20 protein-coding genes, 1 tRNA gene and 1 pseudogene are annotated in these 15928 nt (G+C 45.2%); 16 read left to right on the top strand and 6 right to left on the bottom strand.

The genetic code is table 11. The annotated features are described in order from the left end of the window. Nucleotides 1–17: 17 nt before the first annotated feature. From CKV66_RS08660 to CKV66_RS08650, 3 genes are all read left to right on the top strand, one after another. Nucleotides 18–3527: an LPD7 domain-containing protein gene (locus CKV66_RS08660; RefSeq protein ID WP_085363034.1), complete on the top strand. Its 3510-nt coding sequence runs from the start codon at nt 18–20 to the stop codon at nt 3525–3527. A 60-nt stretch (nt 3528–3587) separates the two neighbouring features. Then, on the top strand, nt 3588–4151 hold the full coding sequence (locus CKV66_RS08655; protein ID WP_085363033.1) for a plasmid mobilization relaxosome protein MobC: 564 nt from the start codon (nt 3588–3590) through the stop codon (nt 4149–4151). Between the two features lie 74 nt (nt 4152–4225). Then, entirely contained in the window at nt 4226–5323 is a 1098-nt protein-coding gene (locus CKV66_RS08650) for a relaxase/mobilization nuclease domain-containing protein (protein ID WP_085363032.1), read from the top strand. Nucleotides 5324–5419: 96 nt separating this feature from the next. On the opposite strand, the gene CKV66_RS08645 is transcribed toward CKV66_RS08650, so the two are convergent. Then, nucleotides 5420–5677, bottom strand: coding sequence for a Txe/YoeB family addiction module toxin (locus CKV66_RS08645; protein ID WP_085363031.1), 258 nt, complete (start codon nt 5675–5677; stop codon nt 5420–5422). After that, entirely contained in the window at nt 5674–5928 is a 255-nt protein-coding gene (locus tag CKV66_RS08640) for a type II toxin-antitoxin system Phd/YefM family antitoxin (protein WP_085363030.1), read from the bottom strand. The genes CKV66_RS08645 and CKV66_RS08640 overlap by 4 nt, the downstream gene beginning before the upstream one ends. 523 nt (nt 5929–6451) lie before the next feature. Between CKV66_RS08640 and CKV66_RS08635 the strand changes: the two genes are divergently transcribed. Next, complete coding sequence (locus CKV66_RS08635) at nt 6452–6859, top strand: hypothetical protein (protein WP_085363029.1); 408 nt, start codon at nt 6452–6454, stop codon at nt 6857–6859. Nucleotides 6860–7371: 512 nt separating this feature from the next. Here CKV66_RS08635 and CKV66_RS08625 read toward each other — a convergent pair. Together CKV66_RS08625 and CKV66_RS08620 are read right to left on the bottom strand one after the other, a co-directional pair. Then, entirely contained in the window at nt 7372–8166 is a 795-nt protein-coding gene (locus CKV66_RS08625; protein WP_085363027.1) for a hypothetical protein, read from the bottom strand. A 5-nt stretch (nt 8167–8171) separates the two neighbouring features. Then, nucleotides 8172–8372, bottom strand: coding sequence for a transcriptional regulator (locus CKV66_RS08620; protein WP_085363026.1), 201 nt, complete (start codon nt 8370–8372; stop codon nt 8172–8174). Nucleotides 8373–8490: 118 nt separating this feature from the next. Here CKV66_RS08620 and CKV66_RS08615 point away from each other — a divergent pair, with 118 nt between their 5' ends. From CKV66_RS08615 to CKV66_RS08600, 3 genes are all read left to right on the top strand, one after another. After that, nucleotides 8491–9087 (top strand): helix-turn-helix domain-containing protein, encoded by a 597-nt coding sequence (locus tag CKV66_RS08615; RefSeq protein ID WP_085363025.1) that lies wholly within the window; start codon nt 8491–8493, stop codon nt 9085–9087. Nucleotides 9088–9887: 800 nt separating this feature from the next. Further along, nucleotides 9888–10250 carry a hypothetical protein gene (locus CKV66_RS08605; protein WP_085363023.1) on the top strand — a complete coding sequence of 121 codons (363 nt, stop codon included), beginning with the start codon at nt 9888–9890 and terminating at the stop codon, nt 10248–10250. Next, nucleotides 10240–10560 carry a hypothetical protein gene (locus tag CKV66_RS08600; RefSeq protein ID WP_085363022.1) on the top strand — a complete coding sequence of 107 codons (321 nt, stop codon included), beginning with the start codon at nt 10240–10242 and terminating at the stop codon, nt 10558–10560. The genes CKV66_RS08605 and CKV66_RS08600 overlap by 11 nt, the downstream gene beginning before the upstream one ends. On the opposite strand, the gene CKV66_RS08595 is transcribed toward CKV66_RS08600, so the two are convergent. After that, nucleotides 10553–11005, bottom strand: coding sequence for a hypothetical protein (locus tag CKV66_RS08595; RefSeq protein ID WP_085363021.1), 453 nt, complete (start codon nt 11003–11005; stop codon nt 10553–10555). The two genes, CKV66_RS08600 and CKV66_RS08595, sit on opposite strands and share 8 nt — an antisense overlap. 418 nt (nt 11006–11423) lie before the next feature. Between CKV66_RS08595 and CKV66_RS12225 the strand changes: the two genes are divergently transcribed. The 9 genes and pseudogenes from CKV66_RS12225 to CKV66_RS12885 all read left to right on the top strand — a co-directional run. Next, nucleotides 11424–11561: a hypothetical protein gene (locus CKV66_RS12225; RefSeq protein WP_157739160.1), complete on the top strand. Its 138-nt coding sequence runs from the start codon at nt 11424–11426 to the stop codon at nt 11559–11561. Between the two features lie 17 nt (nt 11562–11578). Next, nucleotides 11579–11758 (top strand): hypothetical protein, encoded by a 180-nt coding sequence (locus CKV66_RS08590; protein ID WP_085363020.1) that lies wholly within the window; start codon nt 11579–11581, stop codon nt 11756–11758. Between the two features lie 137 nt (nt 11759–11895). Beyond that, entirely contained in the window at nt 11896–12456 is a 561-nt protein-coding gene (locus CKV66_RS08585) for a TrbM/KikA/MpfK family conjugal transfer protein (RefSeq protein WP_085363019.1), read from the top strand. 165 nt (nt 12457–12621) lie between these two features. Then, complete coding sequence (locus CKV66_RS08580) at nt 12622–13410, top strand: nucleotide-binding protein (protein WP_085363018.1); 789 nt, start codon at nt 12622–12624, stop codon at nt 13408–13410. After that, on the top strand, nt 13397–13864 hold the full coding sequence (locus CKV66_RS08575) for a hypothetical protein (protein ID WP_085363017.1): 468 nt from the start codon (nt 13397–13399) through the stop codon (nt 13862–13864). The genes CKV66_RS08580 and CKV66_RS08575 overlap by 14 nt, the downstream gene beginning before the upstream one ends. A 23-nt stretch (nt 13865–13887) precedes the next feature. Beyond that, complete coding sequence (locus tag CKV66_RS08570; RefSeq protein ID WP_085363016.1) at nt 13888–14139, top strand: hypothetical protein; 252 nt, start codon at nt 13888–13890, stop codon at nt 14137–14139. Nucleotides 14140–14143: 4 nt separating this feature from the next. Further along, nucleotides 14144–14512 (top strand): hypothetical protein, encoded by a 369-nt coding sequence (locus tag CKV66_RS08565; RefSeq protein WP_085363015.1) that lies wholly within the window; start codon nt 14144–14146, stop codon nt 14510–14512. A 48-nt stretch (nt 14513–14560) separates the two neighbouring features. Next, nucleotides 14561–14923, top strand: a complete 363-nt coding sequence (locus CKV66_RS08560; protein WP_231990472.1) for a helix-turn-helix domain-containing protein — start codon at nt 14561–14563, stop codon at nt 14921–14923. Next, a pseudogene (locus CKV66_RS12885) lies at nt 14806–15816 on the top strand (tyrosine-type recombinase/integrase); the annotation flags it as partial. The gene CKV66_RS08560 and the pseudogene CKV66_RS12885, both read left to right, overlap by 118 nt. Nucleotides 15817–15844: 28 nt before the next feature. On the opposite strand, the gene CKV66_RS08550 reads toward CKV66_RS12885, so the two are convergent. Further along, a tRNA-Asn gene (locus CKV66_RS08550) sits at nt 15845–15920 on the bottom strand. Between the last annotated feature and the right edge of the window lie 8 nt (nt 15921–15928).

Raw genomic sequence — 15928 nt, 5'->3', positions numbered from 1 at the left:
TCTTTTGGAGAAGTGCTATGGCAGCATCAAAACATGATTACCCCGAACCCACCTACGAAGAAGTCCGTGCGGCATTGAGTTATATTGCTACGCCGTCCGGCCATGATGACTGGTATCCGATGGCCTTTGCCATCAAAGACGCATTAGGCGAAAACGGTTTCGAGTTGTGGGACGAATGGTCTCGGCAGGGGGAAGGTTACAACCGCAGTATCGCAAAATCCACTTGGAAGTCCGCCACTCCGAAAGCAGGCGGCATTACTGCCGCTACTCTGTTTAAACTTGCTCGAGATAACGGTTATCGCCCTGACAGGCCGTACATTCCGCCTACGGAAGAACAGCTTGCCGCCCGTGAAGCCGAACAGCACGCCCGTGTACAAGCGGCGGCCGAAGAGCAGGCGGAAAGACACGCACAAGCGGCCAAGCGTGCCTACGGTATTTGGAAAAACGCCGATATGACCGTAGATTTATCACACGGATACTTGCAAAAGAAAGGTATCGCCGACGCGGATTTAGTCCGCAATATCCGACAAAACGAATACCAAGGGCAGAAACAGTTGGTTATTCCGCTTTGGCAGAACGGCAGACTGGTTTCCGTACAGACCATAAATGAAAACGGCGGCAAACACTTTTTGAAAGGCGGTCAGAAAAGTGGAAGTTATGCCGTACTCGGAAACTTGGATAAAGAAGCACACAAAGGCATTGTCGTTGCAGAAGGTTTTGCCACGGCCGCCAGCATCCGCAAAGCAACGGGATTACCTGTGGTTATCGCTTTCGACGGCGGTAATATGGTACGCATCGCCGAAAACATGGCGCAAAGGCTGTCTGAAAACCAAACTGTGATACTGGCGGCCGACAATGACCCGTCGGGCGGCGGTTTGGCTGCTGCTACAAATGCGGCAGTCGTATTGGGCAGCCGCGCCCGTATCGTGATGCCCGAATTCAGCCCTGAGATGGTTCAGCGTTATCAGGCAGAATTCGGCGTATGGAACGACAGTAAAAACCGTGAAAACCTGCCCAGCGATTTCAACGACCTGCACTATTTGGCTGGATTGGAACGTGTCCGTGCTGATTTTGTCCGAACAACGGAGAGACTGCTTGAAAAAGTTCCAACAATCGAACCCTTAGATGCAAGACTTCAGGGAATTGCTGGTAGAAATGAACCGCTTCAACCCCTAGCCGCAGGGCAGCAAACACGCCCCAAAGCCTTAAAACCCGAAATATCCTCAGCCGCCGCTACCGAACAGGAAGCGGCGGTTTCGCATTCACAGGAGCAAAATATGACACAGCAACCGACCGATATATCCTATTCATCCGATAACCCTTATGCCCGTTATGCCGAGCATGATGATGAAGCTCGTCAAAACGCGGACGATTGGGAAGCCCGCGTACCACTGACCGAAGCCAAACTTGCCGAGTTCAATAGCAAAGCCGAACAGCGTGGTTTTGTCAGTTATATTGAAAGTCGTCATGCAAGTTTCGGACGTTTTCAAGCAGAAAAGTCAATAGAAAAAGATGCATATAGGGTAGAAATTGATGGTGCGTTTAAAAACTACGGTGGTGCATCTGTTTACAAAGAAGCTCACGATTTCATGGTTTCGTTTCACGAGTGGGATCAAGTTGTGGATTATGCCTATGGCAATGACTTTGATGCCTTACTGAAACAGGCAGATGAGTGGTTGCAAGTTCGGCAACAGCAAGGACAGATGGTTTTAGAGGGAATATCCAACAAACAGCACGGGATGCCGAAACCTACAACCGACCCGATAGCCGCAGACCAAGAGGCCGTTTTCTTGCCCGAGCAAGAGCATCATATGGAAAACCAAACTGAAACCAAACAGGAAAGCATCATGGAAAATCAGTTATCTAAAACATCATATCCTCCTATTGCAGATGATCGTCGTGTTTTAACGCAAGAGTTAATGACACAATTTGAACAACAAGCAAATGATGCAGGCTTTCATATTACATTTAAGGATGTTGAACGTGGTGAATTTTTCGCATTTAAAAAGGGACAAAAAAAGTTCGCAGACTATTCCGCAGAAATTATTGGGCAATTTAAAAATTTTCCCGATGGTAATACTCAAAAATTGGATTACGACTTTAGCCTTATTCCCAAAGTAGGACAATCCAATCATCCCTATCAACACCTGAATAATTTTGCTGCTGCCTTACAAATGGGTAATAACTTTATTAGCACAGGTCATCATTATGGCGGTATGAACGAAGCCTATCAGCACGATTTACATCAACGCCCAGAACCTGAACGTAATGGATTAATAAATGAAACCAGGCCAGCAGCTACATCGGCAAACGATTTGGCTGTTTCTAATACTATTGAATACAGTCGCCAAATGCAGAATACACCCGAGAGGGAAATCATTACATTTGATGAAGCTCAGGCCAACTTGCAACGCGCACGGGCAGGAGAACAAATACAGCAGGAGAAAACAGCCCAAACCGTAAATACGGAAGTGCAACAAAACGACAGACCGTCTAAAGGCGAAAACCGAACGGTTGACAGTACCATGACCGTCGGACAGGAAACGGAACAGGGGTATGCCTTGTTTTCTAAATCCAAGCCCGTACTTGGTTTGGATTATGCCACCGCCGCAGGATTGTCCGGACGTTATGTCAGGGTACGGGGTAAATATCTCGATATTAACAATGCCGAAACCGTAATATTTGAAGATAAAGGTGCAAAAATTAAAACTGCCAAAAATGACCCGCAAACCATCAGTGATATGCTGGACACCGCACAGGTAAAAAATTGGGACAGTATCAATATTGCAGGTAGCTATGATTTCAGACGCCAAATGTGGCTGGAGGCGGAATTGCGAGGTATTGCAAGTACTGGCTACAAACCGAACTGGGATGATTTGACCTTGCGTGACCAGTTGCGAGAAAGTCGAGAACGCAACAGTATAGAAACCCGAATCCAACCAGAGAAGGATAAAGCAGATGCTCGTACGGAAGTTTCAAATCTGGACGCGGCAAAGCGCGAAATCTCAGCCAAACAACCTGAAACTGCTGCTCTCGCACAATCTCCCGTTTTGTCTGATAAAACGGCACGTTTCCGTTCCAAAGCCGAAACCTTGAAAATGCGGGCTGATACACCTGCGGAAACGGTAGAAGCCAATCAGGCAGAAACCTTTGCCGCACAGACGGCAAACAGGCAGCATGGAATGCCGAAACCCGAAACCGACCCGGCCAAACACAAAACACGGCCTGTGGCGGTCAATCACGAACTGGAAGCGGCAAAAGCGGCTTATCTGTCTAAAGCAGATAAATTGTCCAAAACCGCCAAGAATCGCTTGGCTGACCATGAGCGTGATTTTACGGATGCCATATCGGGAATGCCGCAGAAAAACCGCGACACTGCCATACTTCATTTCTATACATCGATGCAGAAACGAATGAACGGTACCAAGCTGGATATGCCCGCCCCTACGGTTGCAGAACAGCAACGGGACAATACCCGCACTATGACACCAACCCGCAGTAATGATGATATGGATATAGAACGCTGATGCTAAAGGCTGCCTGAAATCTACCAACGGTTTCAGGCAGTCTTATTTTGGGAGAATTTCATGGACAGAAATAATGTACCTATCCGCGTATTCGGTTTGAGCCATGCGGAAACAGCAGCCCTACGCCAACTCGCCCAGCAAAAATACGGCAAAGCCAGTGTTTCCCTGCTGGCTAAAAATACCCTGAAATCCTTGCTTAGCGAAGAGTGGTCATCCGACTTGGATCAGGGCGGTAAGGATATGTCGTCCGAACCATTGCCGCAAGGCAAAATGCGGCTGGAACTGAAACTGCCCCCACCTTTGGCTGCCTATCTGACCACGGCCGCAGAGCAGGGAAAAATGTCGGCCAACCGCCGTGCCTTGTATATTTTGGCCGAATACATGGAAAGCCACCCCATTCTTACCGACAGTGAGATAACCGCCCTTTACCAGTCCAATGTACAACTCGGTGCCATCGGCCGTAATCTCAACCAAATTGCCCGTCATCTGAATGCAGGGGAAGGTGCATCGTTGACTGCCCGATATATCAGTAACTTGGAAGCCGTAATTAACGGCCACATCAAACAGGTTGGTAACATCATCCGCCAACACCGACAACGACAGGAAGATCGATTTATGCCGTAATCACTACAAACAAAAGGCTGCCTGAAACTGAAAAAGTTTCAGGCAGCCTTTTTCTTATCCACAAAGGAAAATCCATGCCGACAAATCACAATTTAGACAAATGGTTTCTGCAATATGATACTCGTGCCGTACAAGGCAGAAAAAATTCCCTGTTCGGCGGTTCAGCCAAAAAACCGCTCAAACAGGGAACTGCACTGGCCAATCTATGTGCGGCCGCCCGCAAACATCCCGAAGTAATGGTTAAAATCCCCAAACGGCACAGCCAAAACTCCAAAGGCATGAAAGGCATACGAAACCATCTCGATTATGTATCGCGTAATGGCAAAGTGAAATTGGAAAACCAAAACGGTGACAAACTAAACGGAAAAAAAGAAGTGAAAAAGCAGCTTGATTTTTGGCGGAACGCATTCGGTATCGATGAAGAAACCAAACATCGCGAAGCCTTAAATATCGTACTGTCCATGCCAGCAGGTACACCACCACAGGCTGTATTGAATGCCGCCCGCGAATTTGCCGCAGAACAGTTCAAGGGACACCAGTATGCGTTCGGTCTGCATCACGAATCAGACAATCCCAACGAACCGCCTCATCCGCACGTCCATTTATGCGTATTGATGCGCGATGATTTGGGACAACGTATCAATCCGCGCAAGAACGATTTGTTTGAATGGCGCGTCAGATTCGCCGAAAAACTGCGCGACGAAGGCATACAATGTGCGGCTACCCGCCGCCAACACAGGGGTAAAACTCCGAAAGCACATAACGGTACCGTATTGGCCATTGACAGACGGCTGAACGAACAACATAAAAAACAGCCTGAACAATACCGTCCGCATTCTCATATTACTGCTGCCAAACTGCACACACTGGGTAATGCTGTCAAAGCCGGACAACGTCCTGTCAATCTCTATAAGGACAAAAGCCAAGTTACCCGTACCGCTCTGCTTAAACGCTATAAAACGCTTGCCCGACAGCTCTATGCAGCAGGAATGAAAACGGAAGCAAAGGACATTTCCAAGCTCGCACAACAGCTTGCCGATGCAGGTTACGATACCCGTATGCAGCAGCAGTACGACAAACTGCATACTATACTGATGCAAAATCAGCATCAACAGCAACAATCGCCCAAAAACCTTTCCATACTACAGCAAAACGATGAAATAGGACGCTGATTACCGACCGTGAAAAGCCTGCGGCCGCATTCCTGAATTGGGATGCGGCCGCAGGCTTTTTTTGTTTTCAGACGGTGTCCGTATTACATACAGCCTTTACGAATAATGGTAGCGGCATTGAGCAATAAACAACATTTCATCGCGTATCTGATAAACCAACCGATGTTCTAGATCAATACGCCGAGACCAAAAACCCTGCCAGTTATGTTTTAACGGCTCAGGATTGCCCACGCCTGTAAACGGATTACGCTGAATATCTTTGATTAACAAATTGATGCGCTTCAAATTCTTTTTATCTACCGCTTGCCAATAGAGATAATCTTCCCAAGCAGTATCTGCCCAAGCCAAGATCATGATTCAATCAATTCATGGCGGATTGCTTGGTTTTGACGGATTTGTTCAACAGCACGGTTTAACCGTTCGGCATTTTTAGGACTTGCTGTCAAATAAGCCGTTTCTTCATACGCATGAAAATCTTCCAAGCTCATGACTACGGCGGGCTTGCCGTTTTGTCGGGTAATCAAAACGGGTTTGTGGTTTTCTACAACCTTGTCTAAGGTTCCCGCAAGCTCGGCACGAAAAGCGGTATAGCTCATTACATCCATGATGAATTCTCCATTTTCAAATTATGTACGGATTATTGTACATAAGTTTAGAAGTTACTGCAAATGGACAGCTTTCTCCCTTTTGAAATTTCCATAATAGCCGCTTGCGGCGTTTCTGCTGACAGGCAGAACACCAAAAAACGGTTTAGGGCGTTTTTTGTCGGCGAAAGCCTATCCTGCGTTCTTAGTTATTATCTCTCCTATGTTTCCAAATCGTAGTTTTCCAAAGAAAGTCCGCATCGTGTGTGGTTTATATCCTGTGGTAGATTATTGTATCGTACTGTATTAAGGTTGTATGATGGCTATTTACTATTGTAAATATATTGTATCTAGTTGTAGATTTGATAGTCAATTGGTTTCAAATGATTGTAAAAGACAGTTTATTTATTAGTTTATAATTATTTATAAACGGTTATAAACGTTTCACAATATTGTTATTTATGGTTGTAACTAGTTTATAATTAGTTGATATGTATTGTATGTTGTTGTATCATGGCGTTAATGGTTGTTACTTGGAACGATAATGAACGATATTGAAATTTTCTTGGCCAAGCATCAGTTGGCAGACAAGCAGAAAAAAACATCTGTGCTAGAGCCGTATCAGGCAGAAATTCTAGAACTGAAAGAGCAAGGTTATTCGGACAAAATCATTGTCCGGTTCTTGGAAGAAATGAAAGGGGTTAAGGTCAGCCAGCAATGGTTAAACCGCTATATTCGTTCATGCAAGAAGCAAGCGGAAAATTCCAAGCCACGGCCGGTTCCTGCTTCTGTTCAACCGCATTCGGCAGATGACGGGCAGGCCGGTATTCCGGTTACTCAAATTAAAATCGATGAACAGGAAGCAGAACGTATTGGGCGGCTGCATAATGTTCGTGTAGGCAAAAGAAAATTTCAACAGCCAGATGATATTGACGTTAAAGATTTGACTTAATCGGCCAATCTCTCCCTTATCCCCTTTTTTTGTGGATAAAGCGGTTGTTTTTCTCCATAAGCGGATATTTTCCTTTTGGAAAACAGTCTGCTTATTTTTTACTCAAGTCAGCCACCGTATTACCTTCGGGAAAAAGAAACGCAGACGGCCAGTCGGGGCTGGATTGCCCCATGAACTGTATGACGTATTCTTTGAAGTATTTTTTGTATAGTGTCTGCCCCTTTTGAGCAAAGAACTTTGCCCGTTTTGTACAGTGTACTTTGTCCGAAATGTACAAAGATATGTTTTTAAAGGATTATTTTTTATGCCTGATAAAGAGCAAAACAACCTGTTTTTCTGAAAATCAACGTTATCGGCGGCGGGGTCGGCTTGAAAAATGCGGCCGATTTCAGATTTACCCTGCGATAATAGCCATTACAAATGGCCTGTCGGTTTTTTAAAGTTTTTTTAAATTTAAAGGCAAAAAAAAAGCACGATGGTCTCTCACATCGTGTCTGTGTCGTGCAATCCGGTTATTTTTGCTTTTTGAGCTGATTTTTCAGTTTGTCCAACATACTTTGGCCATATGCCTTGTCAGGAGGGTCAGTCGAAGAGCGTTTCGCCTCTTCTTCCTGTTCCTTGGCTTTCAGATAGGCTTGAAATTCTTTTCGCGTTTTCTCTGCCTGTTCTTGTTGCGTTTTCTTTGCGTTGATTTCCTGCCAGTGTTCGGTTGGAATGGTAAAGAAGCCTGATTTATTGTTGATAGATGCCTGTATAACGATACTTAAGTCTGCTCCTTTTTTCCGTAAAACTTTCAGTTGCTGAAACAGCTTGGCCTTGTATTTGGCAGATGCGGGTTTGCCTTCTGCTTCTCTCATGATTAAAAACGTATTCCACAAATCCGCCGGAATGTATTCTTCAAGCCACCAGCCGTCTTTATCGCGTTGACGTTGGGGTAGGTTTTGAGGAACAGGTTGTTTTTTGACTTTTTCATAAACCTGTTTCAGTAGCTCAGGCAGTTCTATACGCCAGTGCATTACGCCGTGAACACCACCCCTGCGGTACTGCATAACGCCTAATTCACCTACCAACAGCTTGCGCGCTTTCTCGTAACCGCGTCGTGTTAATCCTAATTCACGCCGTAAATCGGCAGCGGATTTGTAAATCCAACCGCATTTTTCAGGCGTAGATTCGGCCACGCCTGTCCAATATAGCAGTTTGGACAGCAGCGAGGCGGCGGGCAGATTGCCACGACACAATTCCGCAAATTCTTGGTAAACGGCAGCGAATTCACGGTTTAGAGTGGCGGTTAGGGTGTGGACGTGCATTGCTTTTAAGTATACAAGTCAGGACGTAAGTCTTGTCTTCTGATAGCACCATCAGTTAACTTTTCTATTCTGACAGCAACATCTGGAGGTATTTTGTTTCTACCCTTTACCCAACTATTAACTGTTGATCGTTGTACCCCCAACTTTCGCGCTAGCGCAGCTTGGCTACCAATGAAATGTACTGCACATAGAATTGCATTTTGCATTTTAATTCTCTACATTTAAAAGTTATAGTGTATTTTAAATGTACAAATTAGTCAATAAAACAGGTACGACAATGCTAAAACTCATGTATAGAATTGAATAATTTAGGATTTTTCTTCTATGCATTACGATTTGGCTAAATGGACAACAAACGCTAGACGACAAGCAAATCTGACACAGGAAGAGTTGGCCGAAGCAGTTGGTTTTTCAGGTAAGGGAAGTATTTCTGCAATTGAAAAAGGGAGAAATAAACCTACTTTTGACGTTATGCTGAAAATTTCAGAAGTGTGTAATTATCCATTGCCTTATCAAAACCAAATTATAAATAATAACGCAACTCATATACAGGTAGGCGGAAATAACTTTGGGGACGTTTCGCTTAACCATGTTGCTGAGAGTAGCAGACAAGTTATTAACTTAGAGGATGTTTCTCAGAAAAACTTTCTAAAACCATTTTTAGTTCGTGTCTCTAATGATGATTTGCGTGATGAGGGCATATTTAAAAATGACCTACTAACCATTGATCCAAATATCAATGAAAAACATGGATATTTCATTCTTGTACTTTCCGCCGCTGGTCGTGGAGTGGTGGCACGTTTATTTGTTGACCTGAAAAATCAATATTGGCTAAAGTACAATTCCAGCGAACCCGAATCCATGCCCGATGATATGATTATTATTGGTGCAGTAATCCAACTTCAACGTAGCTTTACTTAATATAGTTTAAAATAAGCGGAAAACCTGACAACAGATATATCTGTTGTCAGGTTTTTTGTTGATAATTTCTTTATTATTCAAAGGAGTAAGTTGTTTTGATAGTGTTTTGTAGATTATTTGTAGACATATTTGTGTATTTGAAATATACTACATCTATCAAAGCTCTTTAACAATCCGACCAGCGCAGCAGCCGTCCAAAGCCTTCATCTGTTTTGGCGAAGTCGTATCAATGGTTGCGGGCAGCATTCAACCTGCCAAATTAAAAAATGCCGTGCATACGGGTAGCGCAGTAGCGTCCGTGAACAGGCGGCAGTTGAACGTAATTTCAATCGGGGCGTATCCCCGATGAAGGGGTTAATCTAAGGACAAGCCCCAACGCAGTTTCCCTGCCGCTTTCGGTATAGCCTGCGGATAGATTTAAGGAAGCCTGCACAAGGGCGGGCTTCCAAAATAGTTTCTGTTATAAGCAGTTTACTTGGGTTGAAATAATGACAGCCTAAATACTGTTCATACATTCAAGCCTGTTCGGTTGAGCAGGCTTCTGTGTAGGAGCTTTTTTAAAAGGAGTTGATGATGTGGCAACGGAAATGGGACGAATACAAGTTGTTGCGTGTTCTGTCATACAGGAAATTTGTTTCTGCCAATCGTGAAGACCCGAAAGACCGTCAGAAACGCCGCTGCTTGATAGCAGCAAGTCGTAAAGGGCTGGTGGAACTGGAATTTACGCCGATTGATATTGTGGCTCGACTATCGCCTGCCAAACGATACTTATATCGGAAACGTTCGTTTTAGGAGTAAACATGGAAACCAAGTATTTTGTGTCTTACGACGGGAACCGTTATGGTTTATTCGATACGCTTGAGTTGGCCGAATATTATATTTTAAAAAAAATGGGCTGGACGGATAGCAAAATTGCCGATGATTGGGCTTTTGTCAAAAAAGAAGCGCGAAAATACGGAGGTGATCCGTTTTCTTCTAATGGCCGTCATTCGTTGTGGGTTATTGGTGAATTAAAACTTTCAGACGGCCTGATTTTAGAAGTAGACGGAATGCCGTTTGATGACTTCATCGAATTCATCGGCGAGGAGCGTGGAACGGAAGAGTTTGCGGAAATGAAGCGGCGGATGGTTAGGTATTTTTTGGAAGGGCGAAATGGGCAATAGCTTTTATAATTACGCCTATTATAGTTCATGGTTGGCAGCCGGTATAGGGTTTGCTTGGTTACTTTTCCTTATCCGTTGGAGGCTTTCCGGCGAACAGCATTTGACTGCCTGCGTGCTGTATTGGGCGGTTACTCTTGCTCTGCTCTCTTTTGTGGAGGATTGGAGGGAGCAGAAAGAGTGGGAGAGCTTTGTAACACGGCATCGTTGCAAGATTGTTGAACAATGGGGTGGTACGCCGATTAACGGTGAATATGGGAAAACAGCCTACCATTGCGCAGATAATTTCATTTATTGGCGTGAACTCAAATGACAGTCAAGCCCTCGCTGCCAATAGGTATCACACTGCTTGATTTATACGGGAATAATGCGTTTTTGAAGCACAATCTGAGGCTTCGGCCTTTGTCGTTTTTGGAAACAGTAAACCAGAAACGACATGCTCCTGACCTGTCAGATTCGGGATTTATCCAGTAATTCAATTCCAGCATTCGGCTATGAATCAGGTGTAATGGTATATGTGGTGTATAGTTTCCCTCACCGTAATCATAAATCAGACATGTCTCGGGGCTGATGGTTTCTGCCCTGTAAAAATGATAGCCGTGTTTAAGCCTTTTCAGCTCAATAACAACCGTATCGGCATCATTTCCACTGATTACGGCAATTATTTTAATGCTTGGTTTGACTTGGTGGCGGTAGCCTACATAGGTAAACATCACTGCAAAAATTGACAATATCAGGCTTATCCATTCGGGTTTCATGGGCATTTCCTATTTGTGAAGAGAAAAGATGTGGAAATCAAATCTTAACACGGGCAGTGAAATGTCCGCCTATGGCAAAGGCCGTCTGAAAGTATGTTTCAGACAGCCTTTTTTTCTCTACCGTCATCAGACGGGACAGCAACTCAGCGGCTGAAGTACAAAAGACTGAGCGGTTACGATACCGTAGCGTGTGTGATGTCCTGTACAAGCACTTTGGCCGTGAATCAATTAGCAGTAGCGGCAGCCTTGAACAATCGCGGTTTCGGGTCTTATCAGCCCGTTGTCGTTATTTTCGTGTTGCCCTGATAAGGCTGACTACCGGCAACAGTGTCGGGGAGCAGATGGGAGCTCTGCAACAGAAGCCGTCTGAAAACCTATTCAGACGGCTTTCCCCTATCCAAAACTAAAAGGGACTTTTATGTTGGAAGATTTTGAAAAACGCCTGTTGGCCGATTTTCTCGGCGAGAACTGGCAGATGTTTGTAGATTGGTGTGAGGATAGCGGCCAAGCGGGTTATGCGGAGGCCGTTTTCGACAAATTGGAAAATCCCTCTTGAACGGAAAGGAGACAACCATGTTTTTTTATAAACAGCCTTTACAGCCTGTGTCCCAATCGATTATTGGCACTTATCCGACGGTACAAGCAGCCGAACGGCAGGTTGAATTGTTTTTGCTCAACAGAGATGCCGATATTTGTCTGAATATCGTGCAGTCGGAAAAGGGCTATACGGTTCAGTCGGTAAAGTGGCAGTAGAAAACCGCTTTGTTTCCAAAGCGGTTTTCTAGGGAGAAAATCAAGACGGATAATCTCGCAGGGGTGCTTGGATTATCCGTCTTTTTGCTTTGAAAAGCAATCTTTACCAACCAAATCTGATGATTAGGAGCAATACCATGAAAAGAATACTAACGGCGGTTTTAACTGCAACTGTATTTTTTCCGTTGGCCGCAGTCGCTCAAAACAGTTTGAAAGAAGAGCTGCTGCAAGGCGATGAAAAACTGGCTTGCGAAGCAATTTTATGTTTATCAAGCGGTACACGTCCGAATGAGTGCCATCCTTCGTTACACCGCTATTTTTCTATTCGACATAAAAAAATGCACCGTACTATTGAAGCACGCCGCGATTTTCTGAATATGTGTCCGTCTTCCAGCGAAAAGGATATGTCGGGGCTAACTGATGCCCTAGCTAACGGAGCGGGACGTTGTGATGCTGCGGAGCTTAACCGAGTAATGCGGCGCATTGTAACTGTGCGCGAATGCGGCAATCTGAAAAACAATACTTTCTCAAGCCGCCGAAGCGGAGAATCTTTTTGTCAAAATGTCAAAAAAGCCATAGTGTTGAATGCCAAGCCGGCTTACTGTACGGCTTATCATCAACACGGATGGACGACGGCAGGCGAAAACGTCCGCTATATTGGCGACCCGAAAGACGGCGGGCGTTGGGTAAACCAATAGATAGCCTTTATTTTCTGTTCCCGTGCGGAATTCTCGTACGGTTTGCCGCAGGTGGTCAGGCATACCGCGTGCGGCTTTTTTCAAGTTGTTTGCAACTGAAAAACCGTTTGAGTAAGCGGTTTTTTCTTGTGAATAACCATTTTTCTTGCAAAGAAAGGTTTAAAAATGAAAGAAGTACACCTTGTAATTCAGGCAAAGGGGGGTGTCGGTAAATCGTTTGTGGCAATGCTCTTGGCGCAATACTTGCACGACCGTTCGAAAGATACGGTGCATTGTTTTGATACCGATCCAAACAACCACACGCTGGCCAACTACGCTGCACTCAATGCAAAAATCATTGAGCTTTTGGACGAAACCTCACAAACCATCGATACATCCAATTTTGACGGTTTGATGGACAGCCTGATTGACGGAGGAGGCATCGGTGTTGTGGACAACGGTACGGCAACATTCGGACCGCTCATGTCCTATATTGCCGAAAACGATGTTGGCAGCGAACTGGCTGCCGAAGGTGTACGTTTGGTGCTGCACGTTCCACTCAACGGCGGACAGGCAAGAGATGACTGTCTGAAAGGATTGGTACAGGTGTTGAACGCCGTAGACGGCGAAGCGGTGGTATGGCTGAACGAACACAAAGGCAAGATACACGATAACGGCAAGCCGTTTGATGAGTTCAAAGTGTACGCACAATATAAAAAACGTATCGCAGGCATTATACGAATTCCAACGCTTAATGCCGATACCTACGGCAAAAACATTTCAGACATGACCGAACGCAACCTGACCTTTAACGAAATTACTGTTGCCGAATTCGGTCGCTGGGCGCGTAATCGGATGTTCAAATTACGCGATACCATTTGGGAACAGTTGGATGCCGTACCTTTCTTGGCTACTGCTTCTGTTCCGGAAAAAGCGGAAAAAGCAGACAAGGGCACCAAACATGAAACTGCTTGATGCTGATGAATTGGTAGCACGAGTATTTGCGAAGACGGGGTTGAAAATAGATGCGGACGACCCTGCTATCCACGATATGCTGATACAGCAGGCAGTGATGGCGGCAGTATTGGAAAACTTCCAACAACAGCAAGCGGAGCAAAACCGACAGACAACTGAAAATTTTCAGGTTGCTTTTGCCGAAACCGCTGCCCCTGTGATTGCCGCTACCGAACAGTTGGAACGGCAGAAAAAATATTTGCTGGCGGAAATTATGCAGGCAAATGCGGCCGATTTGAATCAAATTGAAAATAAACTGCTCGGTATAGTCGGCCAAAAGATGCAGAAAAAGGTAGGACAGGAGCAACAGGCATTTTTAGACAGTCTGAAAATGTTGCTGCTTAATTTCGCTGTCGCTTGGCTGATAGTATGGGTGCTTGTCCAAATAGCTTTGGTATGGTGGTTTGGCCATTAAGGGATTTTGACGAAAGGAAACAAATGTTGACCGATCATACTGTTACTGTCCGTACCGTCAAACTGCCTGCCGACATCATGCCTGATTCGGGATGGTATCCGCATTACCGTCTTGTACCTTTGACAGGTACAGATAACCGTTACTGCCTGTTCTTTCATATCAGCACCGAACATTACCTGATATTGGAAGCATCCGCACCACGCCGCCGTATGCAGGAACTCTTAGGCAGAATGCTAGAACATGCTCCCTATGAAATTTTTGAAACGATAGGATAAAGAAATGGCTATTATGTTTAACCGTCAGGAAGCCGCTTTGCTTGCTGATTTTTTGGCGCAGAACCAAGATGTTTTTTATGCCTACAATCAGGAAAACGATGATACGTCCCTACATGCTACTCTTCTGAACAAGTTGGACTGTCTGCGTCAACAGCAATCTGATGCGAAGGAATCCGAAATCCAAGCATCACTGGCTGAAGCGCAAATACTCGGTTTTGTTCACGGTAGAGCAGGACATTCTCTTGCATCTTTGATTAAAGGTATGGGATTGCAAGGTCAGGAATGGGAATGGATAACTTCCCGCTATCCAGTCTTCTGTTATTTAAGCGATGATGATTTGATGGAAATCGAGCAAACCGTAAAGACTGCCTGAAACCGCATCTGCGGCAATTTTCAGACAGTCTTTTTCTTGTAAGGAACAATGATGGATAAACCGACGTTTGATGTACAAGAAGCGGCAGAATTTCTCAAATGTCATCCTGAAACTGTGCGTGAACTGATACGTGCCCGCAAACTGATCGCTGCCAAAGTTGGGCGGCGTTTCGTTATACGTCGCCAAGTGCTTGACGCATATTTGGAAGACAAAGAAAATGATGCCGTGCAGGCATCGGCTCAAAACAGGAGCAGAAAAATATGCCTAAACGACAAAACCGCCCTCAATCGGGCATCTACGAACGCAACGGTACTTGGTATATTGACATCAGGACAGAAAGCGGCGAAAGAATTAGACGCTCTACTGGCACACAAGACCGTCAAAAAGCCCAAGCAGTGTGCGAACAACTAAAACACGAACTTTGGCAGCAGCAAAAGCTCGGTATTCGTCCCAAATACCTTTGGGATGAAGCTGCTGCTAAGTGGATTAGTGAGAAAGGCAATAAAAAAAGTATCAGGGACGATATTAGCCGTTTGCGCCAGCTTACTGCATTGCGTGGCAAAGAATTAGATAGTTTAGACCGCCGCTTTATTATGAAAGCAGTGGAAAAGTTACCGTGCGGCAACAGCACCAAGAACCGTTATATTGCCCTGATACGCGCTATACTGAATAAAGCGGCAAAAGAATGGGACTGGATTGATACCGTTCCCACTCTCATGTCTTATCGTGAGCCGAAAAAACGGGTACGCTGGCTTAAACCAGCAGAAGCGCAACGACTGTTGGATGTACTGTCTGCCTACCCGCTGCTGCATGATTTGGCCGCATTTTCACTGGCAACAGGCCTGCGTCAGCGTAATGTCTTGGACTTGAAATGGGAACAGGTAGATTTGAACCGCCGTACTGCATGGGTTAATGCCGACCAAGCCAAAAGCGGACAAGCTATAACCGTCCCGCTCAATCAAACCGCGTTACAGGTATTGTTTAATCAAACACACCGTTCTGCCTACGTTTTTACCAAGCCGAACGGCCAAAAGTTGAACGGTATCAGCAGCAAGATTTGGAAAAGCTGTTTGAAAACGGCAGGTATCGCAGATTTTCGGTGGCATGACCTGCGCCATACATGGGCAAGCTGGCTGATACAGCGTGGTGTACCTGTTGCCGTTTTAAAGGAAATGGGTGGTTGGGAAAATGCCAAGATGGTTGAACGGTATGCCCATCTGTCGTCTGAACACCTGCTGCACCATGCGGATGTTTTAGACACAATTTGGACACAACCTGAAAATACATCTATAAAAAGAAAAAGCCTAAACAATTGTTTAGGCTTGGGAAATGTGGCTCCCCGACCTGGGCTCGAACCAGGGACCTGCGGATTAACAGTCCGTCGCTCTACCGACTGAGCTATCGGGGAAGAAGTGG

It is taken from the genome of Neisseria zoodegmatis, from assembly GCF_900187305.1.
Lineage (GTDB): Bacteria > Pseudomonadota > Gammaproteobacteria > Burkholderiales > Neisseriaceae > Neisseria > Neisseria zoodegmatis.
This window is presented reverse-complemented; position numbering and strand designations above follow the sequence as displayed.